The 23,698-nt window shown below is 69.9% G+C and carries 19 protein-coding genes; 6 read left to right on the forward strand and 13 right to left on the reverse strand.

Going from position 1 to position 23,698, the window contains the following annotated elements; genetic code table 11:
* Positions 1-1,068: an AI-2E family transporter gene (locus VMS22_05190; GenBank protein ID HXJ33417.1), complete on the reverse strand. Its 1,068-nt coding sequence runs from the start codon at positions 1,066-1,068 to the stop codon at positions 1-3.
* Between the two features lie 161 nt (positions 1,069-1,229).
* On the opposite strand from VMS22_05190, the gene VMS22_05195 reads away from it, so the two are divergent.
* The gene (locus VMS22_05195; GenBank protein HXJ33418.1) at positions 1,230-1,907 is read left to right on the forward strand and encodes a hemolysin III family protein; all 678 of its coding nucleotides are present in this window, start codon (positions 1,230-1,232) and stop codon (positions 1,905-1,907) included.
* Here VMS22_05195 and VMS22_05200 read toward each other — a convergent pair.
* Positions 1,885-3,909, reverse strand: coding sequence for a C1 family peptidase (locus VMS22_05200; GenBank protein HXJ33419.1), 2,025 nt, complete (start codon positions 3,907-3,909; stop codon positions 1,885-1,887). The two genes, VMS22_05195 and VMS22_05200, sit on opposite strands and share 23 nt — an antisense overlap.
* Positions 3,910-4,045: 136 nt before the next feature.
* Here VMS22_05200 and VMS22_05205 point away from each other — a divergent pair, with 136 nt between their 5' ends.
* From VMS22_05205 to VMS22_05215, 3 genes are all read left to right on the forward strand, one after another.
* Complete coding sequence (locus VMS22_05205; protein ID HXJ33420.1) at positions 4,046-5,578, forward strand: CARDB domain-containing protein; 1,533 nt, start codon at positions 4,046-4,048, stop codon at positions 5,576-5,578.
* An 82-nt stretch (positions 5,579-5,660) separates the two neighbouring features.
* Entirely contained in the window at positions 5,661-6,842 is a 1,182-nt protein-coding gene (locus VMS22_05210) for an SPOR domain-containing protein (protein ID HXJ33421.1), read from the forward strand.
* Positions 6,843-6,926: 84 nt separating this feature from the next.
* Positions 6,927-9,134, forward strand: a complete 2,208-nt coding sequence (locus VMS22_05215) for a CocE/NonD family hydrolase (GenBank protein HXJ33422.1) — start codon at positions 6,927-6,929, stop codon at positions 9,132-9,134.
* On the opposite strand, the gene VMS22_05220 is transcribed toward VMS22_05215, so the two are convergent.
* On the reverse strand, positions 9,131-9,283 hold the full coding sequence (locus VMS22_05220; protein HXJ33423.1) for a hypothetical protein: 153 nt from the start codon (positions 9,281-9,283) through the stop codon (positions 9,131-9,133). The genes VMS22_05215 and VMS22_05220 overlap by 4 nt on opposite strands.
* Before the next feature lie 96 nt (positions 9,284-9,379).
* Here VMS22_05220 and VMS22_05225 point away from each other — a divergent pair, with 96 nt between their 5' ends.
* Positions 9,380-10,273, forward strand: a complete 894-nt coding sequence (locus tag VMS22_05225) for a phytanoyl-CoA dioxygenase family protein (GenBank protein HXJ33424.1) — start codon at positions 9,380-9,382, stop codon at positions 10,271-10,273.
* Between the two features lie 12 nt (positions 10,274-10,285).
* Here VMS22_05225 and VMS22_05230 read toward each other — a convergent pair whose 3' ends face one another.
* The 5 genes from VMS22_05230 to VMS22_05250 all read right to left on the reverse strand — a co-directional run bounded on the left by VMS22_05230 (position 10,286) and on the right by VMS22_05250 (position 16,392).
* Complete coding sequence (locus VMS22_05230; GenBank protein ID HXJ33425.1) at positions 10,286-12,649, reverse strand: collagen-binding domain-containing protein; 2,364 nt, start codon at positions 12,647-12,649, stop codon at positions 10,286-10,288.
* Positions 12,650-12,834: 185 nt separating this feature from the next.
* Complete coding sequence (locus VMS22_05235) at positions 12,835-13,932, reverse strand: ABC transporter permease (protein ID HXJ33426.1); 1,098 nt, start codon at positions 13,930-13,932, stop codon at positions 12,835-12,837.
* A gap of 5 nt (positions 13,933-13,937) precedes the next feature.
* Positions 13,938-14,543, reverse strand: coding sequence for an ABC transporter substrate-binding protein (locus tag VMS22_05240; GenBank protein ID HXJ33427.1), 606 nt, complete (start codon positions 14,541-14,543; stop codon positions 13,938-13,940).
* On the reverse strand, positions 14,543-15,538 hold the full coding sequence (locus VMS22_05245; protein ID HXJ33428.1) for an ABC transporter ATP-binding protein: 996 nt from the start codon (positions 15,536-15,538) through the stop codon (positions 14,543-14,545). Before VMS22_05245 ends, VMS22_05240 begins: the two co-directional genes overlap by 1 nt.
* Positions 15,535-16,392 (reverse strand): VacJ family lipoprotein, encoded by an 858-nt coding sequence (locus VMS22_05250; protein ID HXJ33429.1) that lies wholly within the window; start codon positions 16,390-16,392, stop codon positions 15,535-15,537. Before VMS22_05250 ends, VMS22_05245 begins: the two co-directional genes overlap by 4 nt.
* A gap of 191 nt (positions 16,393-16,583) precedes the next feature.
* On the opposite strand from VMS22_05250, the gene VMS22_05255 reads away from it, so the two are divergent.
* Complete coding sequence (locus VMS22_05255) at positions 16,584-17,408, forward strand: endonuclease/exonuclease/phosphatase family protein (GenBank protein HXJ33430.1); 825 nt, start codon at positions 16,584-16,586, stop codon at positions 17,406-17,408.
* 10 nt (positions 17,409-17,418) lie between these two features.
* Here VMS22_05255 and VMS22_05260 read toward each other — a convergent pair whose 3' ends face one another.
* The 5 genes from VMS22_05260 to VMS22_05280 all read right to left on the reverse strand — a co-directional run.
* The gene (locus VMS22_05260; protein ID HXJ33431.1) at positions 17,419-18,642 is read right to left on the reverse strand and encodes a sulfotransferase; all 1,224 of its coding nucleotides are present in this window, start codon (positions 18,640-18,642) and stop codon (positions 17,419-17,421) included.
* Entirely contained in the window at positions 18,639-19,634 is a 996-nt protein-coding gene (locus tag VMS22_05265) for a lysylphosphatidylglycerol synthase domain-containing protein (protein HXJ33432.1), read from the reverse strand. The genes VMS22_05260 and VMS22_05265 overlap by 4 nt, the downstream gene beginning before the upstream one ends.
* Before the next feature lie 84 nt (positions 19,635-19,718).
* Positions 19,719-20,912 (reverse strand): hypothetical protein, encoded by a 1,194-nt coding sequence (locus tag VMS22_05270; GenBank protein ID HXJ33433.1) that lies wholly within the window; start codon positions 20,910-20,912, stop codon positions 19,719-19,721.
* A 302-nt stretch (positions 20,913-21,214) separates the two neighbouring features.
* Positions 21,215-22,651, reverse strand: coding sequence for a coniferyl aldehyde dehydrogenase (locus VMS22_05275; protein HXJ33434.1), 1,437 nt, complete (start codon positions 22,649-22,651; stop codon positions 21,215-21,217).
* A gap of 75 nt (positions 22,652-22,726) precedes the next feature.
* Positions 22,727-23,698: alpha/beta hydrolase (locus tag VMS22_05280; GenBank protein ID HXJ33435.1), on the reverse strand; the 972-nt coding region annotated here is incomplete at its 5' end.

Here is a 23,698-nt window from a genome sequence, read left to right on the forward strand (position 1 = left end):
TCAGCCGGCCTCCACGCCGCGGTAGAGGTCCGAGTCCTTGTAGCGTCCGATCGCAAAGCGCGTGAGGACGCCGATCACCGCGCAGACCGGAACCGAGAGCAGCACGCCGACGAAGCCGAAGAGCGCGCCACCCGCGAACACCCCGAAGATGACCCAGAGCGGATGGAGTCCGATCCGCTCGCCGACCAGGCGCGGCACCAGCACGTAGTCGCTCACGATCTGACCGGCGAAGAAGATCGCGAGCACGATCGCGACGCGCATCCAGTCCGGCCAGAACTGGTAGAGCGCGACGCCGACCGACGAGGTCAACCCCACGATGAAGCCGAGATACGGGACGAACGACACCGCGCCCGCCGTGAGGCCGATCACGAGACCGAAGTCGAGCCCGACGGCCGAGAGCGCGATGCCGTAGAAGAGCGCGAGAAGGCCGCACACGGTGGCCGAGCCGCGCGCGAATCCGGCCAGCACCGTGTCGATGGCGCGGATCTGCGCGCGGATGGTCGGCGCGGACGCGCGCGGCAGCCAGTCGTCGATCTCGGCGACGATCTTCGGCCAGTCGCGCAAGAGGTAGAAGGCGACGAGCGGCGTGATGGCGAGGAGCGAGAGCACGTTCACGAGCGCGAGCCCTCGCCCGACGAGATCGCCCGCTATGCCGGGCAAGCGGTCGGTGGCCTTGTCGATCACCTGGGAGAGCGGCCCCGTGAGGTCGCCCGCCGGCGTCGCCTGGACGTCGGCGAGGACGCGGGCGACGAGCGGCTGCAGCCGGTCGCGCAGCGCGCCGAGGAGCTCGGGCACGTGGCGTGCGAAGTCGACCGTCTGTCCGATGATGGCCGGCAGGACCGTGATCAGCGCGACCACTCCCCCGAGGAACGCGCCCACGATGAGGAGCCCCGACGCCGCCGTGCGCGAGAGCCCGAGGCGCGCGAGCCACTCGACGACCGGGTCCAGGAGGTAGCCGAGCGCCATGCCGAGCACGAACGGCAACAGGATGGGGGACAGGAGCCAGAGCAGGAACGCCAGCCCCCCGAGCACGCCGAGCCAGAAGACCGTCTCTCGCCGCAGCGCCATGGCCCCACGCCTCATAGAAGAAGCGAGGTCGGGCGTCACCTGCCCGGTCCGGGGTCGCTTGGCGGCAGGGCCGCCGACGGCCAGAACACCGCGCGCATACCGACGACGGTCCCGGTGGGCCGAGGAGAAAACGATCGCCGCACACCGTCGAACCTGCTACCGTGGTCTTCATCGTGCTGGAGCCGGATCGCAGCATCCATGCGCCGTCGAAGCCCCGCCTGCGCGGTGTCCTCCACCACTACGCGTTCTTCGTCTCACTGGTGACGGGCGCCGTGCTGCTCGCGTTCGCGCCCGATCGCCGCGCGCTCGTCGCGGCCGGTGTCTACGGCGTCAGTCTCTCGGCGCTTCTCGGCGTGAGCGCACTCTACCACCGTCCGACCTGGTCGGTCCCGGCTCGGCGATGGATGGGACGGCTCGACCACTCGATGATCAGCGTGCTGATCGCGGGGACGTACACGCCCTTCGGCATGCTCGCGATCTCGGGCACCTTCGCGGCCCTCCTGCTCGGCGTCATCTGGGGCGGGGCGCTCGCGAGCATCGTCCTGCACGTGGTGTGGATCGACCTTCCGAAGTGGCTGAGCGCAAGCCTCTACGTCGTGCTGGGATGGGTGGGCATCGCGGCCATGCCCGACCTGGTCGACCACGCGGGTTGGACGGTGACGGCGCTGCTCGCGTCCGGCGGCATCCTCTACTCCGTGGGCGCGCTCGTCTATGCGCTCCGGCGCCCCGATCCCGTGCCGGCGGTCTTCGGCTACCACGAGGTCTTCCACGCGCTCGTGCTCGCCGCGGCGACGGCGCACTACGCGGCCGTGGCGCTCACCGTGCTGCCGGCGGGCTGATCCGCTCGAGCACCTGCCGCCGATCACGCCGGCTGGACGGGCTCGCCTCGAACTTGAGGTCGGGCGCGGCGGCCTGCTTGCCGAGGATGCGAGCCAGGGTCGCGCGAACGGTCGGCTCGTCGTCGTCGAAGTCGCCGTGATGTCGCGCGGCGGATGCCACGGGACTTCCCGGCGGCGCGTCGTTCGGCGCCTTCACCCAGTCGACGTTCGGGTTCACTCCGCCGAACAGCTTCGCCAGCTTCGGATCGCGCTCGACCCAGTGCTCCATGCCGAGCAGCGGCTCTCCCTGCTTGGACGTGAGCGGAATCCGCGGCACCGCCTCGAAGGCGTGCGACACGAGGTAGAGGAGGGACTTGTGGTAGATGCCCGCGCAGTCGTCGTCCTGCTCTATCTGGTCGGTGAGCGTGAACAGCGCGAAGCGCCGCAGTCGGCCGGCGTTGATGACCGGCATGTAGCACTCCGCGAAGAGCTGGGTCGTACACGCCGGCGCCCAGAGCGTGCACGTCTCGATCGTCGCCCCGAGGCCCGTCTGTCCGGCGAGTGGTCCCCTGGCGATCTTGCCGGCGGTCGCGAGGAGCGCGACGAGCGGGGCGTGGAAGATGCTGCCGGCGCTGTGGCCGGCGACGTGGATCTGGACGCCCGAATCCTTCGCGAGGCGCGCGACGAGCGTCGCCACGAGCCGTGCCCCGCCGTCGTCTCCGGTCGTGGCCGCGAGCCCGTTGTCCTTCATCTCGTCCCACACGAGCTTGCCGGTGCCGAGCCGCGCGATCGGCTCCAGCATGTCGTCGAGGCGATCGAGCATGAAGTCCTTCGCGGCGTCGAGAACGCCCTCGGGGCGGCGCTTCACGACGGCGTCCTTCAGTGCGCCCGTGAGGCTCGACCAGTAGTCGGTGTGCCACACGAAGGCGAGCGGATAGATCTCGTTCTCGAGCAGCGTTTCGCGCACGTCGGCGATCCGCTGGAGCGCGCCCGACTCGCCGACGAGCCCACCGTGGGCGTAGAGCAGGATGCGCTTTTGCTTCCAGCCTTTGGTGATGCGGGGGAAATCGCTGCGGAGCGTCGCCTCGACCGCCTCGCGGTTCTTGCCGTAGGTTCCGTCTTCGCGCAGCAGGCCGTACTCGCCGATGCTGATCACGTGCGGGCGCAGGTCGTTCGACGTGTAGCTCGAGCCCTGCGCGGACATGACCGAGCGCGCGCTGGCCGCATCGACCGCCGCGAGCGTCACCGGCACCCCGAGCCGGGCCACCCAGACGTCGGTACCGTTGGCGAGCCAGTCGTCGTACGAGATGTGGCAGAAGCCCTGGTGACCCCAGTCGGCGCCCCACGAGTTCTGGATCCAGAAGCCCCGGCGATCGTACGCGACCAGCGCGAACGCGTGCCCGCCTTCGTCCTTCTGCTCGAACGGGATGTGGCCGTCCGGTCCGACCTTGTCCCAGCCCGAATGCACCGACGCCGTCGCGTACAGGATGCCGACCTCGCTGATCGCCGCGTGCATCGCGACGAGGTCCTTGTGGTTCACGCGGAAGTAGGCGCCGAGCGGCCGCTCGCGCGCGTCGACGGCGCGCTTGTCGGTGAGGACGTTGGCCTGCGCGGCGCGGCCTCCCGGCGCCCACAGGGCCGCGTTGCACACCCCGTGCTTGTGCCAGCCCTTCATCGCGCCGCGCGCGCTCGAGCCTTCGTAGCTCTCGCCCGGCCACTCGTCGTACCGCTTCGCCATGGCGTAGAGCATCGACGGGCTGACGGCCGTCACGTCCGGAACGACCCTCCGCGTTCGAAGGAGGTAATGGACCGTGGTCGCGAGCCCGTAGCCGGTGCACGCACCTTCGCGCCCCTGGTCCAGGATCGGCACCTTCGCGGCGCGGTAGCGCACCAGTGGAATCTCGACCGGCACCTCGACCAGCGTCGGCGTGTACATGAGGTCGCGGAAGTCGAGGGTGTCCGGACGGGCGTCGCGACGGTAGTCCTTCAGCGACTTGCGACGGGTCTTTCGGTTGGTGGGCATGTCCGCCTCCTAGCTCGATCGCGACGGGCGCACCATGGCCGCCATCGAATGGCGCATGGCGTCCGCGCTGTCGTGACACTCGGGCTCCCGCCCCGCACAATGACCGTAGCGCGCAGGGAGGGGGGCAGGACGCCCAATGAAAAACACGCGCGCCATCTTCGCCACCGTGCTCCTCGCAGGAGCGTCGGTCCTCGTGTCGCCGGCCGGAGCCAAGCTGCTCCCATGTCCCGGCGGCCGCTACCTCGTCCTCGGCCAGCCGATCATGGGCGACGCCGACGCGCCGGGGGTCGACACCGTCGACATCGCCGGCCGCATGGTCGGGATCGCCAGCGGCTGCAGCGCCGTGAAGGCCAAGGTGCGCGCGACGCGCAGCGGAACCAAGATCGTCGCGCGCTGGCCCTCCTGCCAGGGCATGGCCGGGAAGGCGATGCTGAAGGGCACGATCGTCGAGCAGTGCCGGACCCTCAGCGCCGCCTTCAGCGTGCGCGCGATGGGCATGACGAAGCCGTTCATCGCCGCGCTCAGCATGTGCGGCGACGGCGTGTGGGACCCCGACGGCGGCGAGGAGTGCGACGGCGCGCTCGGCCCGTGCGGCGGCCTGTGCAACGCCTGTCGGTGCAGCGGGGGCGTCACGACGACCACGATCACCGACGTCACGACGACGACCGGCGCGACCACCACGACCGGCGCCACGACGACCACGACCACGGGCGGCACCACGACGACTGCTGGCGGCACGACCACGACCGTCGCGACGACGACCAGCGTGACGACCACCTCGTCGGCCGGCTCGACGAGCACGACGGTGACCACGACGACCCATGCGACGACGTCGACCACGGTCACGACCAGCACGACCGTCACCACCACGACGACGCCCGGCGGAACGACCTCGACGTCGACGAGCACCATGCCCGTCTTCACCACGACCACCACGTCGACGACGCTCATCGCCCCCGACCTCCTGCCGATCATGTTCTCGTGTCCTTTCCAGATGCCCGCGGGGTCGGCGGTGTTCATGGACTACACCGTGAAGAACCAGGGCCAGGCCACCGCGGTCGCTCCCTGGTTCGACTACATCCTCATCTCGACCGATCAGACGCTCGGCGGCGACACTGCGATCGGCGTCTACCAGCGCGCGAGCAACCTGGCCGCGGGCGGCAGCTACAGCGGCATGCCGACGGTGACGATGCCGAACGTGCCGCCGGGAACCTACTACATCTTCTTCCAGACCGACGGCGCGAACGCCGTCGCCGAGGGCGCCAACGAGGCGAACAACGTCGGCGGCGCCGTCCAGATCACGATCACGGCGCCCGACCTCACGCCCACCGCGTTCAGCGCCCCGGCGTCGGGCACGGCGGGGTCGCAGATCTCGGTCTCGTACACGGTGAAGAACCAGGGGACGGCGTCCGGCGCGGCGCCCTGGTCGGACCAGGTGTTCCTGTCGACCGACATGACCTTCGGCGGCGACACGCTCATCGGGTCGTTCTCGCGCGCCGTCGGCGTGGTGGCCAACGGCACCTACACCGACACGCAGAACGCGACGCTGCCGGTCGTCTCGCCGGGCACCTACTACCTCTTCTTCGTCGCCGACGGCATGAACCAGATGTACGAGGGCGGCCAGGAGGCCAACAACGTCCGCGGCCCCCTGACGATCACGGTCAACTGACCCGGCTTGCTCCGCTGCGCGGAGCCAGCATAAGGTCCCACCGGGCACGAGATCCGACGCTGCCCGTGGAGGCCGTCCTGCGATGCACGATGAGGTGCCTGGCCGTCAGGAGAACGGAATCGCCGGCGACGTCGCGTCGCCAGCGGACGTCGAGTCGTCGTCCGATCTGGTGGCCACGAGGCTCCTCGTGGCGCTCCGGTCGCGGGCCGGGCACATCCTCGTAACCGGCGAGGATGCGAAGTCGGCCGCGGCGCTCTTCACGGAGGTCGAGCGGCAGGTTCCCGTGTACTGCAGCGTGCGCGTCAACGGGCGGTCGCTGGATCCCGACGCCGTCGTCCTCGCGCTCTGGAAGTCGCGCGAGAGCGTCGATCCGTCGCTCAAGCGGCATCAGATGGTGCAGGTGCTCGTCGAAGACGCGCGCCTCGTCAAGCTGCCGATCTTCGTCGTCGTCATCGACGCCGACGCAGCGGACGCAGGACAGCTCGATGCCCTGCGCCGCGCGCTCGAGGGCGCGCCCGATGCGAACGAGGTCGTGCGCGTGATCCTGCTCGGCGGCCCCCGCGTGAGCGAGGTCCTGGCGCGCCCCGAGTCGCGCGCGCTCGCGACCCGCATCGTCGCGAGCGTGCACGTTCCGCCGGCCAGCGCCCGATCGGCTCCGGTTGCCGCGATCACGAACGTGTCCCCGCCGGTCGCGCAACCCGAGACCTCCCGCTTCCCGCTCGTGGCGGTCCTGGGTGCCACGGCGTTGCTGGCGGCCTGGCTCTTCCTGCGAACGGCCCCGGAGCGTTCCGTCGAGACTGCCCCGGTCGCCGACACGACGGTGGTGCAAGCTCCCCCGGCGCCCGAGCAGCCGCTCGCGGCCGCGCCGCCGGTGGTGCCCGAGGCGATCGCGCCTCCGCCGGCCGTCGCGCCCGCAGCGCCCGCGCCATCGGCAGCCGCCGCGCCAACGACCGCGACGCCACCGCCCGTCGCACCGGCAGCCGCACCTCCGAGCGAGGTCGCCACCGCTCCGAGCGCGCCCAAGTCGCGCGCTCTGCAGGTGGGCGCCTTCCTCTCCATCGAGCGCGCCGAGGCCCTGCGGGCGAAGCTGGCGCAGAAGTACAAGGACGTCTACGTCGCGCCCGTCGATCGGGACGGCAAGACCTTCTATCGTGTGAGGGTCGGAGGCCTCACGAGCGACGCCGACCTCGCGGCCGCCACGACGGCGCTGCGGGAGGCCGGCCTGACGCCCATCCGCGTCCCCAACCGAGCTACCTCGGACTGAGGACTAGCGGCCGCGCACTTGCGCGGATTTTCGTGCAAAAAATGTTTTACGGCCGGCGAGGGTTTGCGGTAGACCACCCCGGTGATGAAACGCTCGCCCGTAGTCCTTCTCTTCGCCGTCGCGCTCCTCGGGAGTACCCCCCAGCCGGTCCGGGCCGCCCTGCGGGCTCAGGCCGGCATCGGATTCGTCGCGGTCCTCGACACCACGCCCGGAACCGAGGTCGTGCTCCAGGACCGTCGCGGGCTCGAGGTGGGTCGTGGCACGACCGATGCCTTCGGCAGCTTCATCTTCCGCGAGCTCGCCCAGGGCGAGCAGTACACCGTCCGGGCCGGCGGCAGCTCGACCACCGCGAAGGTGCTCTCGTTCGACGACACGCCCGATCCGTCGCTCTACACCAGCCAGAGCCTCGGCGCGGGCCTGCAGTACATCCGGATGCGCGACGGGACGTTGCTCTCCGCCATGGTCCGCGCGCCGGCCGGTATGACGCTCGCCGATGGGCCGTTTCCCACCGTGGTCGAGTACTCGGGCTACGCGGTCGCCGACCCCGACGACGCCCACATGCAGGCGTCGTCGCTGATCGCGAGCGTGCTCGGCTTCGCGACCGTCGGCGTCAACATGCGCGGCTCGGGATGCTCGGGCGGCGTCATCGATCTCTTCGACCTTCCGACGACGGCCGACGGCTACGACGTCATCGAGGCCGTGGCGGCGCAGCCGTGGGTGCAGGGCGGCAAGGTCGGCATGATCGGCATCTCGTTTCCGGGCATCAGCCAGCTCTTCGTGGGCGGCGCACGCCCGCCGCACCTGGCGGCCCTCGCGCCGCTCTCGACCATCGCCGACATCTATCGGGCGCCGGGCTTCCCCGGTGGCATCTTCAACAACGGCTTCGCCGAGACCTGGCTCCGCGAGCGCAAGGACGACGCGGCACCCGCGCCGGCGGGCGGGCAGTCGTGGGCCATCAAGCGCGTCAACGACGGCGACCAGACGTGCCTCGCGAACCAGCGCCTGCGCCTCCAGACGCAGGACCCGGTCGAGGTGACGCGTGCGAACTCGTACTTCACGCCGTCGCTCATGGTGAACCGGTCGCCGATCAACTGGGTGGCGAAGATCGACGTGCCGATGTTCTACTCGAGCGCCTTCCAGGACGAGCAGACGGGCGGCGACTTCGCGTCGATGCTGTATCGCTTTCCCAAGCGGCCCGACGTGAAGATCACGGTGACGAACGGCGTGCACTCGAGCACGCTCGATCCCGAGACGCTGTGGAACTGGAACGCGTTCCTCGACATCTACGTCGCGAACCGCGTGCCCGACCCGTTCGTGCTCGGGCTGATCGCGCCGATCGTCTACCACGAGATCCTCGGCGCCGGGACGCCGACGCCGCCGCTGCCGGCCGTGAACCGCTTCGCCGGCATCACGAGCGTCGACGAGGCGCGGCAGCTCTTCGAAGCCGATCCGTACGTCCGCGTGATGATGGAGAACGGCGCGGGCTCGCCCATCGCGGGGCTGCCGGCGTCGACGTTCGAGCTCGGCTTCGACAAGTGGCCTCCGCGCCAGGTGCGCGCGACGACCTGGTACTTCGGACCGAACGGCACGCTCGGGCGCACGCGGCCGCGCGGCGGGGACGCCGGCGTCGACGTCTACTACCCCGATCCCGACGTGCGGCCTGCGCAGACGATCCCGGGGCAGGGACAGTCGGAGTCGTGGGAGATCATTCCGCCGTACGACTGGCGCCCGCTGGTCGATCGCACCGCGGTCGCCTACGCGACGGCGCCGCTCACGGACGACACGACGATCGTCGGTCCGGGGAGCGTCGATCTGTGGCTGCAGTCGACCGATGCGGACACCGACCTGCAGGTGACGCTGAGCGAGATCCGTCCCGACGGGCTCGAGACCTACGTGCAGAACGGCTGGCTCCGGGCGAGCCACCGCAAGCTCGGCCGCTCGTCGAAGCTCGAGCCGCGACCGACGCACCTCGAGAAGGACGCGAAGCCGCTCCCGCCGCACGAGTTCGTGAAGACGCGCGTCGGCCTGTTCGCGTCCTCGCACGTGTTCCGCAAGGGCTCGCGGATCCGCATCAGCATCGAGGCGCCGGGCGGCGATCGGACGCGCTGGCGCTTCGACACACCGGCCACCGGCGGCCACGTTCGCAACGAGATCTCGCGCATCGGTGCGCGGGCGTCGCGTCTCGTCCTTCCGGTGGTTCCCGGAGTGGAGGTCCCCCAGACACTCCCGCCCTGCCCGGGGCTGCGCGGACAGCCGTGCCGGACGTACGTGCCGGCGTGGAACGGGGGCTAGGACGCGAAGCGCGCGCCCCGGAAGTTGCCGCAGAGGCGGACGGCGCCGGAGTTCACCAGCTCGACGACGATGCTGATCGTCTCGGCCTCGCTCCCGGTGTGTCGTCCGACGGTGGTCACCAGCTCCAGCAGGGTCACGGCGTTCGACATGCTGCCTCCTTGCCCTCCCTACGCGCGAGGCCGGGGGCCGGATGCGGGGCGGGATTTCCGCTTGAAACGGTTCCCCGGCGCTGTCAGGACCCGCGCATGGCGACGACCGAGGCGATCCCGCCGGGATTCGACCTGGACGGCCACGTCCGGCGGATCGAGGAAGAGGGCTTCACGATCATTCCCGACTTCCTGGGCGCGGCGGACCTGGCGGAGGTGCGGCGCGTGCTCGGCTTCTACCTCGGAACGCACGCCGGCCGGAACGACTTCGAGGGCACGCGCACCGAGCGGGTGTACACGCTCGTCGCCCGCGGGCGCGTGTTCTGGCGGATCGTGCTCGACGCCCGCGTGATGGCGCTGTGCGAGCGGTTCCTCCTGCCGGGGTTCCTGTTGACCGCGAGCCAGGCGATCCAGATCAACCCCGGCGAGACGCCGCAGCCCTTCCACACCGATGACGCGTTCTACGTGCTGCCGCGGCCGCGTCCGATGGTGTCGCTCTCGACCATCGTGGCGGTCGACGCGTTCACCGCCGAGAACGGCGGCACCGAGGTCGTCCCGGAAAGCCATCGCTGGGACGATCGGAAGCTCGCGGGATCCTTCGACACCGGCGCCGAGGGCTCGGCGCGCGAAGCCGTCGACGCGGAGTTCGAGCGCCTGGCGCGCCCGGTCACGATGCCGGCCGGCGGTTGCATCGTGTTCGCCGGCACGCTCCTCCACCGCGGCGGCCGCAATCGCGGCACGACGTCTCGCTGCGCTTTCTCGAACCAGTACTGCGAGCCGTGGGCGCGCCAGCAGGAGAACTTCACCCTCGGCGTCCCCTTCGAGGTGGCGCGCGAGATGCCGGATCGCCTCCAGGAGCTCCTCGGCTACTCGATCCACCCGCCCTTCATGGGGCAGCTGAGCGCCAGCCACCCGCGCAAGGCGCTGGCCCCCGACTACGTCGTCCCCGTCGTCGAGCAGGCGCGCGCCGCGGGTGCGAAGCTTCCCGAGTAGCGGCCGCCGCTCTCAGGGATACTTGAGGCCGTTCTTCGCCGAGGTGAACGCCTGCACGGCCGCCGAGCAGCTGTTCTGGTCGACTCCACCCGTGGTCGACTGGAAGCCGACGGTGACCTGTATCGTTCCAGCCGGCGGCGTGGTGAACTCCACCTTCTTGCCCTTGGAGCCGAAGACCACCTTCCCGTTCGACTTGACCTTCACCCGCATGTCGCCGATGCCGCGCGCGGTCGGAGTCGGGGTCGGGCTCATCATCGACCAGAACTTGAACTCCCCGTGCTTCTTCATGAACTTGCCCGCCGGCACGTAGGCGCACAGTATCTCGCCGGTGCCCGTCTGCCGGATCTGCAGGTAGACGTTCTGCGTGAGCGGATCGATGCGCGAGGCGAGGCCCGCGGTCGCGAGCGTCGAGGTGAGCTTCATGAAGCTCTGGTCCGCGCCCTTGGGGCGGAAGCGTCCATGCTTCAGGCTCATCGGGAAGACCGAGACGTCACCGCAGCAGTCGGGATCCTCGAAGTCGACGAGCCCGTCGCCGTCGTTGTCGATGCAGTCGCCGCAGATCTCCTGGGGCGGCTCGCAGCGTCCGTCCACGCAGAGGAAGTCGCCGGGGCCGCCGTTGTTGCAGTCCTCGTTCGTGGTGCACTCGGGCTGACACGTCCCGCCGAGGCAGAGCTGACCCTCCGGACAGTCGGCGTCGTCGTTGCAGCCGGTGTGGCAGGTGCCGTCGAGACAGATCTGACCATCGGGGCAATCCTGGTCCGTCGTGCACTCGGGGAGCGTCGTCGAGGTGGTGGAGGTGGTCGACGGCGTGGTGGTCGTCGACGTCGTCGTGGTCGCCGGGCCGACCGTCGTGGTGGTCGTCGGGGCGACGGTCGTCGTGGTCGTGGTCGGCCGGGGCACGCAGTGGCCGTCGATGCAGATGAAGGCGCCGTCGGGCGAGCCGTCGTTGCAATCGGCGTCGGTCATGCACTCGAGCGTCGTCGTCGACGTGGACGTGGTGGTGGTCGTGATGGCGGCGGTCGTGGTCGTGGGCGCCGTCGTGCTGGTGGTGGTCGTCGTCGGGCCCTCGGTCGTGGTGGTCGTCGGGCCGACGGTCGTCGTGGTCGTGGTCGGCCGGGGCACGCAATGGCCGTCGACGCAGATGAAGGCGCCGTCGGGCGAGCCGTTGTTGCAGTCGGCGTCAGTCATGCACTCGAGCGTCGTCGTCGACGTGCTGGTCGTGGGCGTGGTGGTCGTGCTGGTGCTGGTCGACGTCGACGTACTGGTACTGGTCGAGGTCGACGTCGAGCTCGAGGTGCTGGTGCTCGTGCTGGTCGAGGTGGAGGTGCTGGTCGACGTGCTGGTGGTGCTCGTGGTCGTGCTGGTCGACGTCGTCGTGGGATGGTTCGGCACGCACCTGCAGTCGACGCACACGAGCTGTTCGGCGGCACGGCCGAGTCGCAGGAGGGCCAGCTCCTCGTCCGAGCAGTCCTCGTCGATCTCGCACTCCTCGTCGGGGCTCACGATGTCGTCGCCGCACACGCCCGGCAGAGCGGGTCCGATGGTCACGCTTCGAAGGTTGATGTCCTTCGCGACGAACTGACCCTCGAGGTTCGAGCCGGAATTGGCCTTCAACTGGGCGTTCGGTGCGCAGATGAGACCTTCCACCTGGTCCCGGCGCGAGAACTTGACGCTCTTGCCGTCGACGAACCACCGGATCTCACTCGGCATCGGCGGGCTGGTGGCGCCGGCATCGGCTCCGATGGTGACGTTGTTGCCGACGTTCACCGCGTCCTCGACGTTCACCGTGGACGGACCCTGGAAGAGCGCGCGCGCCTCCTGCGACAGTTTCACGTCGCAGAAGGTGTACGTGCCGTTCAGGATCACGGTCCCAGCGGGGCCGCTTCCTCCGCCGTCGACGGTGAGATCGCCGTAGGTCCCCGGTGCGAGGTTCAGTGTGGCGCCCTTGGCGACTCTCACCGAGGCGCTCGAGTTGCAGTGCGGGAACGGGCTCGGATAGTGGCAGGCGACCGGCACGTTCGCGATGAGCGGGACGGGGACCGCAACGCCGATCACCTGCGGGCAGAGCGCAGACGAGCCTTTGACCGTGTTCGCGAACATGTCCTCGCAGGTGACCCTCGACTGCACGACCACCTTGTTCGCCGCCATGTCCGACGACGGGGCCAGGATCGTGCGCTCGTTCGTCAGCGTTCCATCGCTCACGCCGAGGTCGCCGTCTGCGATGCTCGCGGAGCGCACCTTCAGGCTGTGGCTGCCGAACAAGACGTAGGTACCGAGGTTCGTGCTCGGTTGCGCGGCGGCCGGGACGGCCGCCATGACCGGCAGAGCGGCGAGCAGAATCGAATATCGGATGAGAGCAGCCGCACGCTGGGTCATGGCCGAGGCCGTACCACGTTGTCCCTCGCCCGCTCCAGTACCTGGAGGGTTCGCGGGTGGCGCAGGCGCGACTCCGAGATGAAGAAACCGCGCAACCCTGCACGACTCCGCCCAGGCATCGAGCAACAGGGCGATACTCTGGCGGCCGGGTCATTCCGGGCGCGGCCTGAGCCCCCCGAAGCCAGTCAGCGCGCGCTGTGACGAACCCGGAAGAGACGCAGCCCGAGCGCGAGGGTCGCCGCGCCGTACGCGACGAGCACGACGATCGGCTGCAGCACGTCGTCGAGTCCCCGCTGGCGCAGGATCAGGTCGTTCAGCCCCCGCATCGCCCACGTCGTGAAGAGCGCCGGCGAGATGCGATCCATCCATTGCGGCTGCATCGACTGTGGCCACCACAGCCCACCCAGCGCCGAGAGCGCCATCACCAACGAGAGGCCGATCGGCAGCGTCTGCTCGCGCGATCGGGCGAGTCCCGCGACCAGCATGCCCGCGGCGACGACGGCGAACACGGCCGCTGCCGTGAGCAGGAGGAACGCCGACGGCGAGGAGCCGAGCGAAACGCCGTACACCCAGTGGCCCCAGGCGAGGAGGAGGAGCATCTGGACGAAGCCGACCACGAAGCGGGCCCCGAGCTTGCCGAGCAGGAGCCGCGTGAAGCCGCTCGGCGCGACGAGCAGGCGCACGAGCGTTCCCCAGTCGCGCTCGTCGTGCATGCTCATCGAGGTGCCGAAGACGACCGCCAGCAGCACGAACATGAGCGCGAAGCCGGGCACGCGCTGCTCGAAGGCGTTGATCGAGAGGCTGCGGCCGGTGAGGTTCTGCTCGCGCATCGTGATCTTGTCCTCGGCGAACGGATCGGCGAGCGCCGCGGCCTCCTTGTCGATCAGGAGGAGCAGGACCTTCACGCCCTGCACGTCGCTGCCCGCCGCGGGGTCGGTCAGGAGCTCGATCTCGGTGGTGTGACCCTGCAGGTAGCGCTTGCTCAACTGCGCCGGAAAGACCATCGCAGCCGCAGCCTCGTGCGTATCGCGCACCATGTGCTCCGCTTCGGCGCGGCTCACCTGCCGGACGTCCGCGTGGTCGGCGAGGAGCTTCGTGAAGGTGGTCGCTACCGGACCACCGTCCTCGTTCACGACCGGTACCCTGAGGCGAGGGCCTTCGTCGCCGTGCAGGATGCTCCCGGCGATGACGGTGATCACCAGGATCGGCATCAGCAGCGAGAAGACGAGCGCGCTGCGATCACGCAGGAAGATGCGCAGGTCGTTGCGGAAGACGGCGAACATGGCGATCAGGATCCTCCCGGCCCGGGCGCACCGACTTTCGCGCGCAGGCGGTCGAGGAGACCCGCGAACGAATCCTTCGCCACGGCATTGTCGAACTGGGCGCGGAAGTTCGTCGCAAGGCTGACGCCTTCCACCTGGATGTCGGTCGCGCGCCAGCCGGCCGGCGTCTTGTGGAGGGTGTAGTCGACGGCGAAGCGATCGCCCGGCGTGACCACCTTCGTGGCGACGCTCGCCGTATCGCCGGACACCTTCTCGTCGCCGAACTCGAAGTCCGGCGCGTCGAAGAGGAGCAGCCGCTGCACGTAGGTGCGGACGAAGAACTCGTGGAAGAGCCGCATGAACTCGTCCACTTCGGCCGGGCTCCGCCCCTGGAGGTGCTTGTCGGCGGCCAGGCGCGCGAGCGCGTCGGTGTCGAGGAAACCACGCATGAGGTCGCTCAGCTCCGCGAGCTTCTGCTTGCGGTCACCGGAACCGCGGACGATCGCGTTGCTGCGGGTGAGCACGTCGCGCGTGAGGGCGAGCGGTCCCAAGACCTCGGTGCCGGACGCCGGCCGGGTGGCCGTGAGGATCGAGAGCGCCATCGCGACGATCGGCGCCGCCGCACGCACCATCAGTCACGCAGCTCCTTGCCGGTCAGCTCGAGGAACACGTCGTCCAGGGTCACCGGCGTGAGCCGGGTGCGGACGATGCCGATCCCGAGCGAAGCGAGGGTCCGGTAGATGCGGGGCAATGCGAGCTGGGCACGCGTCGTGAAGACGCGCAGCTCGTTGCCGATCGACTCGACCTTCTGTACGCCCTCGATCGTCTCGAACGGCGCCAGCGTCTCCGGCGGCTGGTGAAGGCGCAGCTCGATCACCTCGGTCGCATGCGACAGCGCGAGGAGCTGCGGGAGCGTGCCGCACGCCACCACGAGCCCTTCGTCCATGATCGCGATGTGATCGCAGAGGTCCTCGGCCTCCTCGAGATAGTGCGTCGTGTAGAGAATGGTCGTTCCGCGGGCGCGCAGCGCGCGCACGGCGTCGAAGATGTGCGCGCGCGACTGTGGATCGACGCCGGCCGTCGGTTCGTCGAGGAGGACGAGCTTCGGGCCGTTCACGAGCGCGCAGCCGAGGTTGAGACGCCGGCGCATGCCGCCGGAAAACGTCGCGACGCGATCGTCCTTGCGGGCGGTGAGGCCCACCGCCTCGAGCGCCTCGGCGACCCGCTGGCGCCGTTCCCACCGCCGCACGCCGTAGAGCTCCGCGAAGAAACGCAGGTTCTCCTCGGCCGTGAGGGTCGGGTAGAGCGCCTCCTCCTGGGGCGCGACGTTCACCAGGCGGCGCACCGCGTGCACGTCGTTCACGACGTGCTTGCCGTGCACCCACGCGTCGCCGCCGGTCGGGCGCAGGCGGGTCGAGATCATGGAGAGGAGCGTCGTCTTGCCGGCGCCGTTCGGGCCGAGGAGCCCGAAGATCTGCGCTTCGCCGATCTCGAGAGACACCCCACGCACGACCTCGCGATCAGCGTAGCTCCGGCGCAGCTCGCGCAGCACGACGGCCGACGACACCGCGCGCAGCTCGGGTCGCACGCGGTCGGGAACGACGAGAGGGCGTACGGAGGTGGTCACGTCGGATCCTCGAGCGCCACGGTCACGACTTGGTTCGTGACGTGCGCGGTGTCAGGCGCTTCGTCGCGCGCCGCCCACATCCACTCTTTGTCGCGGTCGGCCATGGCTCGCTCGATCGTCTGATGCCGGCGCTGCAGGTAGCCGTTTCGGGCCGCGCTGTAGAGGTCGATGACGCTCTCCTCGACGTTGTCGTACAGCTGCATGTTGAGGGAGCGCTCGTTCACGGCCGACACGATCGAGCGGGTGAGGCCGACGAAGAACGGGGTCGTGACCAGGTACGACAGCGGATCGAGGAGGGAATCGAGCCCGCGGCCGATCGCGTCCCGAACCGTCGTGGGCGGGAGGGTCGGGAGCACGAGGAAGGGGCCGGGCCCGACGCCGAGGAGCGCGAGCGTCTCTCCGGCGTCCGCCTCGCTGGGATCGAGATGGAACTCGGAGGCGATGTCCATGACGCCCGCGACCCCGATGGTGGTGTTCACGAAGAAGCGCGCCAGCTCGCGCCCGGCACCCAGGGGACGCGCCTGCAACAGGTTGTTCACGAAGCGGCGCGGCATGTCGATGTTGTTGAGAACACGGGCGACGCTGCGCCGGGCGATCGGAGGCGTGACCGCTGCCCATCCGGTGGCGAGCGGCTTCACGATCCAGCGGTCGAGGACGTCGTGGTTGAAGTCGAACATCGCCTCGTTGAACGGCTGCCAGGGATCGTAGTCCTCCTGGAGAACGGCATCGTCCGGCCCGGTGTCGATCGCGTTGCGGGCGAGGCCGGACGGGCGGGCGCACCCCGCCATGGCCACGACGACCACGAGCCCCACGAGGGGGCGCAGCGACGGCGCTTTGTGCCTCTGTCGATTCATCGTGGCGGCTCGCGGGGGTCCGATACCCCACCCGTGGCCGATAGGCTCCCCTTATGCTCGTACGACGCCCCCGTGTCGAACGCGGCATGAAGGGCCCGATGAGAGGCAGGGCGTTTGCGCCCGAACGGTTGTTCGAGGAGCGCCCTCTGTGTAGATACCTCGCCCGTCCTGAGACGGGGAGATCCGGCTGCATGCTGCGGGTGCTGACGCTCAATTGCTGGAACGTATCCGAGCCCCTGGACGCGCGTATGGCGATCGTTCGGCGCGGTGTGGCGGAGCTTCGCCCGGACGTCGCGGCCTTCCAGGAGGTCGTCGTCCGTCGCGACGGCTTCGACCAGGGGGTGCTCCTCCTGGACGGCATCGGGTACGCGCGCGCCTTCGGCCCGGCCTTCAGCTGGAGCGACGATGGAATCATGGTCCCTCCCCACGAGCATACCCGCGTCGGCTTCGGCAACCTCATCGCCTCGCGCTGGCCGATCCTGCGGAGCGAGGTGCGGCGCCTGCCCGGACGGGAGGGCGACGAGCCACGGACCGTCCTCGGGGTGATCATCCAGAGCCCCGACGGGAACCTGCCGGTTCTGACGACGCACCTCGACTGCGAGGCCGATCACGGGTGGGTGAGGGAGCGCCAGGTGCAGGTGGTCGACGACTTCGCCCGCGATCTGGCGGCGGAGGCGCACCTTCCGGCGATCGTCATGGGCGACTTCAACGCGCACCCCGATTCCGCCGAGATCCGCTACCTGCGGGGTCTGTCGCCCCTCGACGGGCGGCGAACCTGCTTCCAGGACGCCTGGGAGATCGGCGGTCCCGGTGGACACGGTCACACCTGGGACAACCGCAACCGCTTCGCGACGCTCGATCCGGGTCCCGACGGGCGCCTCGACTACATCTTCGTCGGCGCACCGGACGGTCGGGGGCGCGGCGCCATCGTCTCGGCGCGGCTCGTATTCGAGGATCCGACCGGCGACGTGTTCGCGAGCGACCACTTCGGCCTGTTCGCCGAGATCGACGTCTGAGCGCGGGCGCTCAGGCCGGCGCGGGCACGCCCCAGCGATCCCAGTAGGCGCGATAGCGCTCGCGCTCGACGCGCTCGTCGAGCCCGAACTCCGCCAGCGAGTAGACGTGCGGGCCCTCGGCGTCCTTGCGGTTGCGGCCGAGATGGCGCTGCATCGCCTGCTCCGCCTCGGCGGAGAGCGGCAGATCGAAGTGACGGTAGATCCGCCGCACGATCCCCATCGGATCGCGCACCAGGTCCGTGTACTGCACGTCGACGAAGCGCTCCGGCGGCGCGCAGCCCTCGTCGCGGGCTTCGAAGCCGCGCCGGATGTCGTCGGCGAGGAGCCTGGTCACCTCGTCGCCCACCTTCACCGGGTCGACGAAGGCGCTGAACGTCTGCCGCAGGACCACGTGGAGGCTCGTGACCGACGCCACCACTTCCAGCGGATCGCGATGGGTGACGACCATGTTCGCGTCCGGGTACGTCGCGCAGAGCGCGCGGAGTCCCGGCAGATGCGGTGGCGCCTTCAGCACCCAGCGCTCGCCGGGACAGCGCCATTGCAGGTTCTGCAGGAACTGGCGGTGGTAGCGGTACGCCGGGCGCAGGTCCTGGCGGTCGAGCCACGACTGGTACGACGGCACGAACCAGGTCGACGAGAACTGGAAGCTCAAGAACGAGTGGCTGAGGATGACGACACACTCCTCGGGAAGCTGGGCGCCCACCGGATGGATCGTCTTGAAGCGCGGCGCGAGGCGCAGGAACCAGCGGATGTCGCGCGCCGCGCGCTCGATGCGCGGATCGGTGTCGTACGTGGCGCGGTCGGGTGGCGGCGACGGGCTGCGCAGCTCCCAGTGGCGCGGAACCCGGTTCGCGGGATCCTGCGCCAGCAGGCCGTGGAGGAACGTCGATCCGCTGCGCGGGAGGCCCAGGATGAAGAGGGGGCGCCGGATCTGCTCGTCGGTTATGGCCGGATGCAGACGCCGATCGCGCTCCATCAAGAGGCGATTCATGAGCATGCCGGTGAGATCGTGGCGTGCCGCGATGCGGCCCACGATGCTCAGGCGCGACTCCTCTTCGATCGACTGCATCAGGCGGCGCAGCGGATCGCGGAACGACGGATCACCGAAGTCGTCGAGCCCGGTGCGCCGACGTGCGCCCGCGAGCAGGCTCTCCGGGTCGAGCCGTACGAGGCGCCCCGCCCCGTCGAAGATGCGGGCGCCTCGCAGGACGAGCTGCGGCCATGCGCTCGTCATGGCGTCCGTCCGCGCGCGGCGCCGTCGCGGGCGGCGAGGGCCGCGGAGGCGGTCTCGAGCTGCCAGACGACGAGCCCGGGGATGCCGAGGATCAGCTCGCGGACGCGCTTGGAGAGCGAGAGCGCGATCGAGAGGTCGGGCGCGAACCCGAAGATCCGTCCGAGCAGGAGGAAGCCGCCCTCCTGCACACCCAGCGCGCCGGGGACGGGGAAGGCCGCCGTCCGCACCGCTTCGCCCAGGCTCTCGATGACGAGGGCCGTCGCGAGGTCGACGGGATGGCCGAGGAAGTGCATGGCGAGCCAGATCTCGCCCGCACCGAACAGCCAGCTGAGGAAGTGCCAGACGCTCGAGCCCGCGAGACGGCGGCGCTCCGCATACAGGTTTCCGATCGAGACATCCATCGCTTCCGCGCTCGAGGAGAGCGATGCCCAGTCGGGCGACCGGACGAAGCGGGCGATCGCGCGCGCGAGCGCGCCGAACATGCCGCGGCGCTGCAGCGCGTAGAACCCGGCGGCCACCGCGGCCGTCGCCGCGATCCCGGCGATCGCCGGGCCCGCCAGGCGCTCGCCGCCCACGTGGGCGAGGAGCAGGGAGAGGCCGAGCAGCGTGAACAGGATCTGCCCCAGGAGGTGCAGCGTGATGTCGACGACGACGCTGGCGCCCGAGAGCGTCCCCGGAACGCCGGCGCGCGCCAGGAGCTGGGCACGGACCAGGTTGCCGCCCACGTGCAGCGCCGGCAGGAGCTGGTTGATCGACTCGGCGATCCATCGCGCGCGGAAGAAGGTGCGGAAGCGCGGGCGCCGTTTCTCGTCGAACAGCGTGTACCAGCCGAGCGCGCTCGCGAGCAGGGGTACCGTGTGGAACAGCGCGACCCAGAGGAGCCCCACGCCGGCCACGGCGAGCGTCCGGGTGACGTCGCGGATCCCCTGGTAGGCGAGGATCGCGGTGAAGAGCGCGAGACCCAGGAGCAGGCCGGCGTGCGCGAATACCACGACCTGCCTCGTACCGGAGGGCCCTGCCGACATCGGGATCAGAGCCTCTGGCACGAGCCGCGCCGGACGGCAAACCGCGCCGCGCTACGAGCACTGTGCGGCGAGGGTGTCGGACGGATCGGTGAGGGGTCGATCGCCGTCGACGCGCGTGACGCCGTCGGCGCCTTCCGTCATCGCGAAGCGGCGGACGTCGCCGGCGTCGTCGTCCACGAGCTGCAGCTCCGCGGCGCCGTCCCGGACCTCGACGAACCAGCGGCCTCGCTCGTTCGGGGCAATGCCGCGGAACGTGTAGCTGCCGGAGTCGCACAGGGCGAGGGTCGATCGGAGCGGGCTCCCGGGGCGGAGGCGGAAGAGATAGACGCTGCCGCTGACGGCGGCGGTGAGCCGCTCCTGGAGGGCGACGTCGTCGCAGAAGCCGCGCTGGTCGAGGAGGTCCACGACCTCACCGCCGATGGCGACGTGGCCGTCCTGCAATGCCACCTCGATCGAGCCGGTGTCGGCGCTGCCGTCGCCCAGCGCGAGAGAGAGCACCGCGCCGGCGGGGTCCAGCGACCAGGTCCCGCGGTCGGAGCTCGCGTCGATCGTGCTGTTCGACAGGTGCACGAGGGTCGTCACCTCGAGCAAGCCCGAGCTGCAGAAGGTGAGCTGCTTCTCGACCTCGATGCCCCCGGCGTTCTCGAAGTGGCGGATGGCCCGGCGATCGGCGAGGGCGAGCGACACCGCCAGCACCCGTTCGGGGTCGTTCGGGTCGGGCGGGTTGGGGATCGTCGTTGGGGGAGGCGGCGGCTCGTTGCGCGCGGCGCACTCGGCCGCGCCGTCGCTCGCCGGCGCCGGCGTGCCGTCGACGATGAAGCCGCCCGCTCCGTCACGTGCGGTCTCGAGCTTCGTGAAGGGATTGACCACGTCGAGCGCGATCGCGAGCGCGCGTCGCTCGGCGACCTCGACGTCCCAGGTACCGGTGAAGCGTCGCAGGAATGGCGCGGGGAGGGGACCGGTCGGATCCTCCGAGAGGACGAAGCCTCCATCCGCACACAAGAGCAGCGTCCGACCCGAGGAGATCCGCAGGAGCTGGTCGTTCAGCGCCTCTCGCAGATCGTTCGTCGTCGGGCACGCCACCTCGGGAGTCGACGCCTTGCAGGCGCGAATGAGCGGCCGCCGGCAGCGCCGCAGCTCGCGCCCGCGCGGCAACCCCTGGCATTGCTCCGCGATGCGCGGCGCGCAGGCGCTGCGGCACACCCGCCCCGGCGTCGCCGCCCCGGCAGCGTCAGCCGAGAGCATCAGACCAAGTACCAACGCACTGATGAGATGGCGCATCGCAGTCTCCTCGCCATCCCTACGCCCCCATCAGTCCCCCGGATGCGTTCTACCTCGCCGGCGCCGCTGCGCCGAAGGCGCAGCCGGCGCACACGTACCCCGCGTGGCCGGGCCTTGCTGTGCTACGCCCGACCAAGGCAGGCGGATGCATTCTCACCGTGCGTGCCGGTATGCGGCGCCGGCTTCGCCGGCCGCCGCACCCCGCTCGCGCGTGCCACCCCCGCCACACCCTCGCCCCCAACCCGAGGCGCAGCCTCGGGTTGGAGCTACCTCTTGTATTTGATCAGGACGTCGAGGAGCCGGCGTGTCCGCTTGCTGTACGGCGGGTAGAACATGTGGAGGAGCGAGAGCCGCGGGTTCGTGAACACGGGGCGGAGCTTGCTGAACTCGAGGAAGCCCTCGTAGCCGTGGTAGTGCCCCATGCCGCTCGCGCCGATGCCGCCGAACGGCATGTCGTGCTGCGCTACGTGCAGCATGCAGTTGTTCACGGTGACGCCGCCCGAGATGGTCGCGTACACGAGCTTCTCTTCGGTCGCCTTGTCGTTCGTGAACACGTAGAAGCCGAGCGGACGGTCCTTGCCGTTCACGTACGAGACGACCTCGTCGAGCGTCCGGTACGTCTTGACCGGCAGCAGCGGCCCGAAGATCTCCTCCTGCATGATCACCATGTCGTCGGTGACGTCGAGGACCATGTGCGGCGGGATCTTGCGGAGCTGGTCGTTGAACGTGGCCCCGGGGACGAGCGAGATGACCTGGGCGCCTTTCTGCCGCGCATCCTCGAGCGTCGCGCGCAGGCGCTTGTACGACTTGTCGTCGATCACCGACGTGTAGCTCGGCTGGTTCGGATCGGGATACCGCTCGGGCATGATGCGCTTGGCGGCCGCGACGAACGCGTCGCGCTTCGCCTCGGGGACGAGCAGATAGTCGGGCGCGAGACACGTCTGCCCGGCGTTCAGGAACTTCGCGTACAGGATGCGCGACGCGGCCTCGTCGACGTCGAAGTCGTCGCAGATGACGGTCGGCGACTTGCCGCCGAGCTCGAGCGTGACCGGCGTCAGGTTCTCGGCCGCCGAGCGCATGACCGTGCGGCCGGCGTCGGCCGAGCCGGTGAAGATCATGTGGTCGTAGGGGAGCGTCGAGAAGTCCTGGGCGCGCACCCCCGGCAGGATCGCGAGCGTGTCCTCGGGGAAGACGTCGCGGCACTTGTCGGCGAGGAGGCGGCAGAGGTGCTGCGAGTTGGTCGCCATCTTCACCATGGCGCGGTTGCCGGCGGCGAGGATCGACGTCAGTGGTCCCGCGGTGAGGAAGAGCGGGTAGTTCCACGGCGACACGACGCCGACGACGCCCTTCGGCTGCGGGATGACCCGGTTGCGGCCGGTGGCGAACAGGACCGACACGTGCCGGCGCTGCGGGCGCATCCACTTCCCGAGCCGCCGGCGGGCGTCCCGGATGCCGTCGACGCTCGTGAAGAGCTCCGCCATCATGGACTCTTCGTAGGCGCGGTGCCCGAAATCGGCGTTGATCGCCTCCGCGATCGACGTGGCGTTGTCGACCAGGATGCGCTCGAGCTTCAGCAGGTTCTCCCAGCGCTCCTCGTAGCTGGGATACGGGTGCCGGAGGTACGCCGCCCGCTGCAGATTGAAGACGCGTTGCGCCTCGTTTTCCGCGACCTCGATCCGTCGTACCTGCGCCGTCTGGGCCATGAGTCCCCCTTCTGTTGCTGCGAGCCAGAGCGATATTCGCGCAACCGGACGCGCTGACGCAAGGCGGGCCCGGGGTTACGACGGGGACGGCGCGGCGACCGGGGCGACGTGGCGAGGTGGGCGAGCGCGGCCGCCCGTCCGCGGCGCGGGCGCGACGGGCGGGGTCTTCGTCTCGGCCAGGTAGTTGTCGAGATGCTCGTCGAGGATGCGCTCGACCTCGCCGATCGTGTTCGGGTTCGACTGGCAGGAATGCGGCGAGCGTACGACGAACTCGGACTCGACGCCGTCGATGTGGGCGCTGTCGTACTCGACGACGCCGTCGTTCTTCCCCTGCGGCGGCCCTTCGGCGTCGACGGAGATGATCGAGTGGGCCGTGACGTCGGGCGCGATCGGGAGCTGCGAGAGCGTCTTCACGAACGGGTTCCCCGGCGTCATGTTGTCCACCGCCGTCGGGGCGCCGCGCAGGCCTTCGACCGCGAGCGCATCCTTGTTGAGCGTCGTCACCTCGGTCACGACGCGCGTCACGTCGAGGGGCGCGTTGATGAGCCGCGCGGCCTGGTGCGCGAGCCAGCTTCCGGCGACGTAGCTTCCCCGGTGCGGCGTCGAGACGAAGATGACCCGGCGCACGAACGGCAGCACCTCGAAGAACGCGGCACGCCGCAGGAGATCGCGCATCTCCGGGCTGACGTTGAGCTCGTCGATGGGCTTCTTGCTGATGTTCCGCCAGAACGCGTCTCCCGAGTCGACGACCATCGCCTTGGTGAGCAGCCCGCCCTGGCTGTGGCCGATGACGACCATGTCGCGCAGGGCGGGGTCGCGACCCTCGGGGTCGAGCTTCTTCACCGCGTTCTGCAGCGATTCCCGGAGCAGCATCGCGGAGTAGATGATCGGGTTGCCGGTCTCGTAGGAGAAGAACCAGAACTGGTAGTGGTCGTGGATGCGCGGATCGTTGTCGAGCTCGTTGTACATCTGCGCCCATCGCATCGCGCTCGATCCCGTCCCGTGGACGAAGACGACCGGAATGAGGCCGGGGCGATACGGTCGCGT

This window comes from Candidatus Eisenbacteria bacterium (assembly GCA_035577985.1).
In the GTDB taxonomy this organism is placed as follows: Bacteria; Desulfobacterota; Binatia; order DP-6; family DP-6; genus DATJZY01.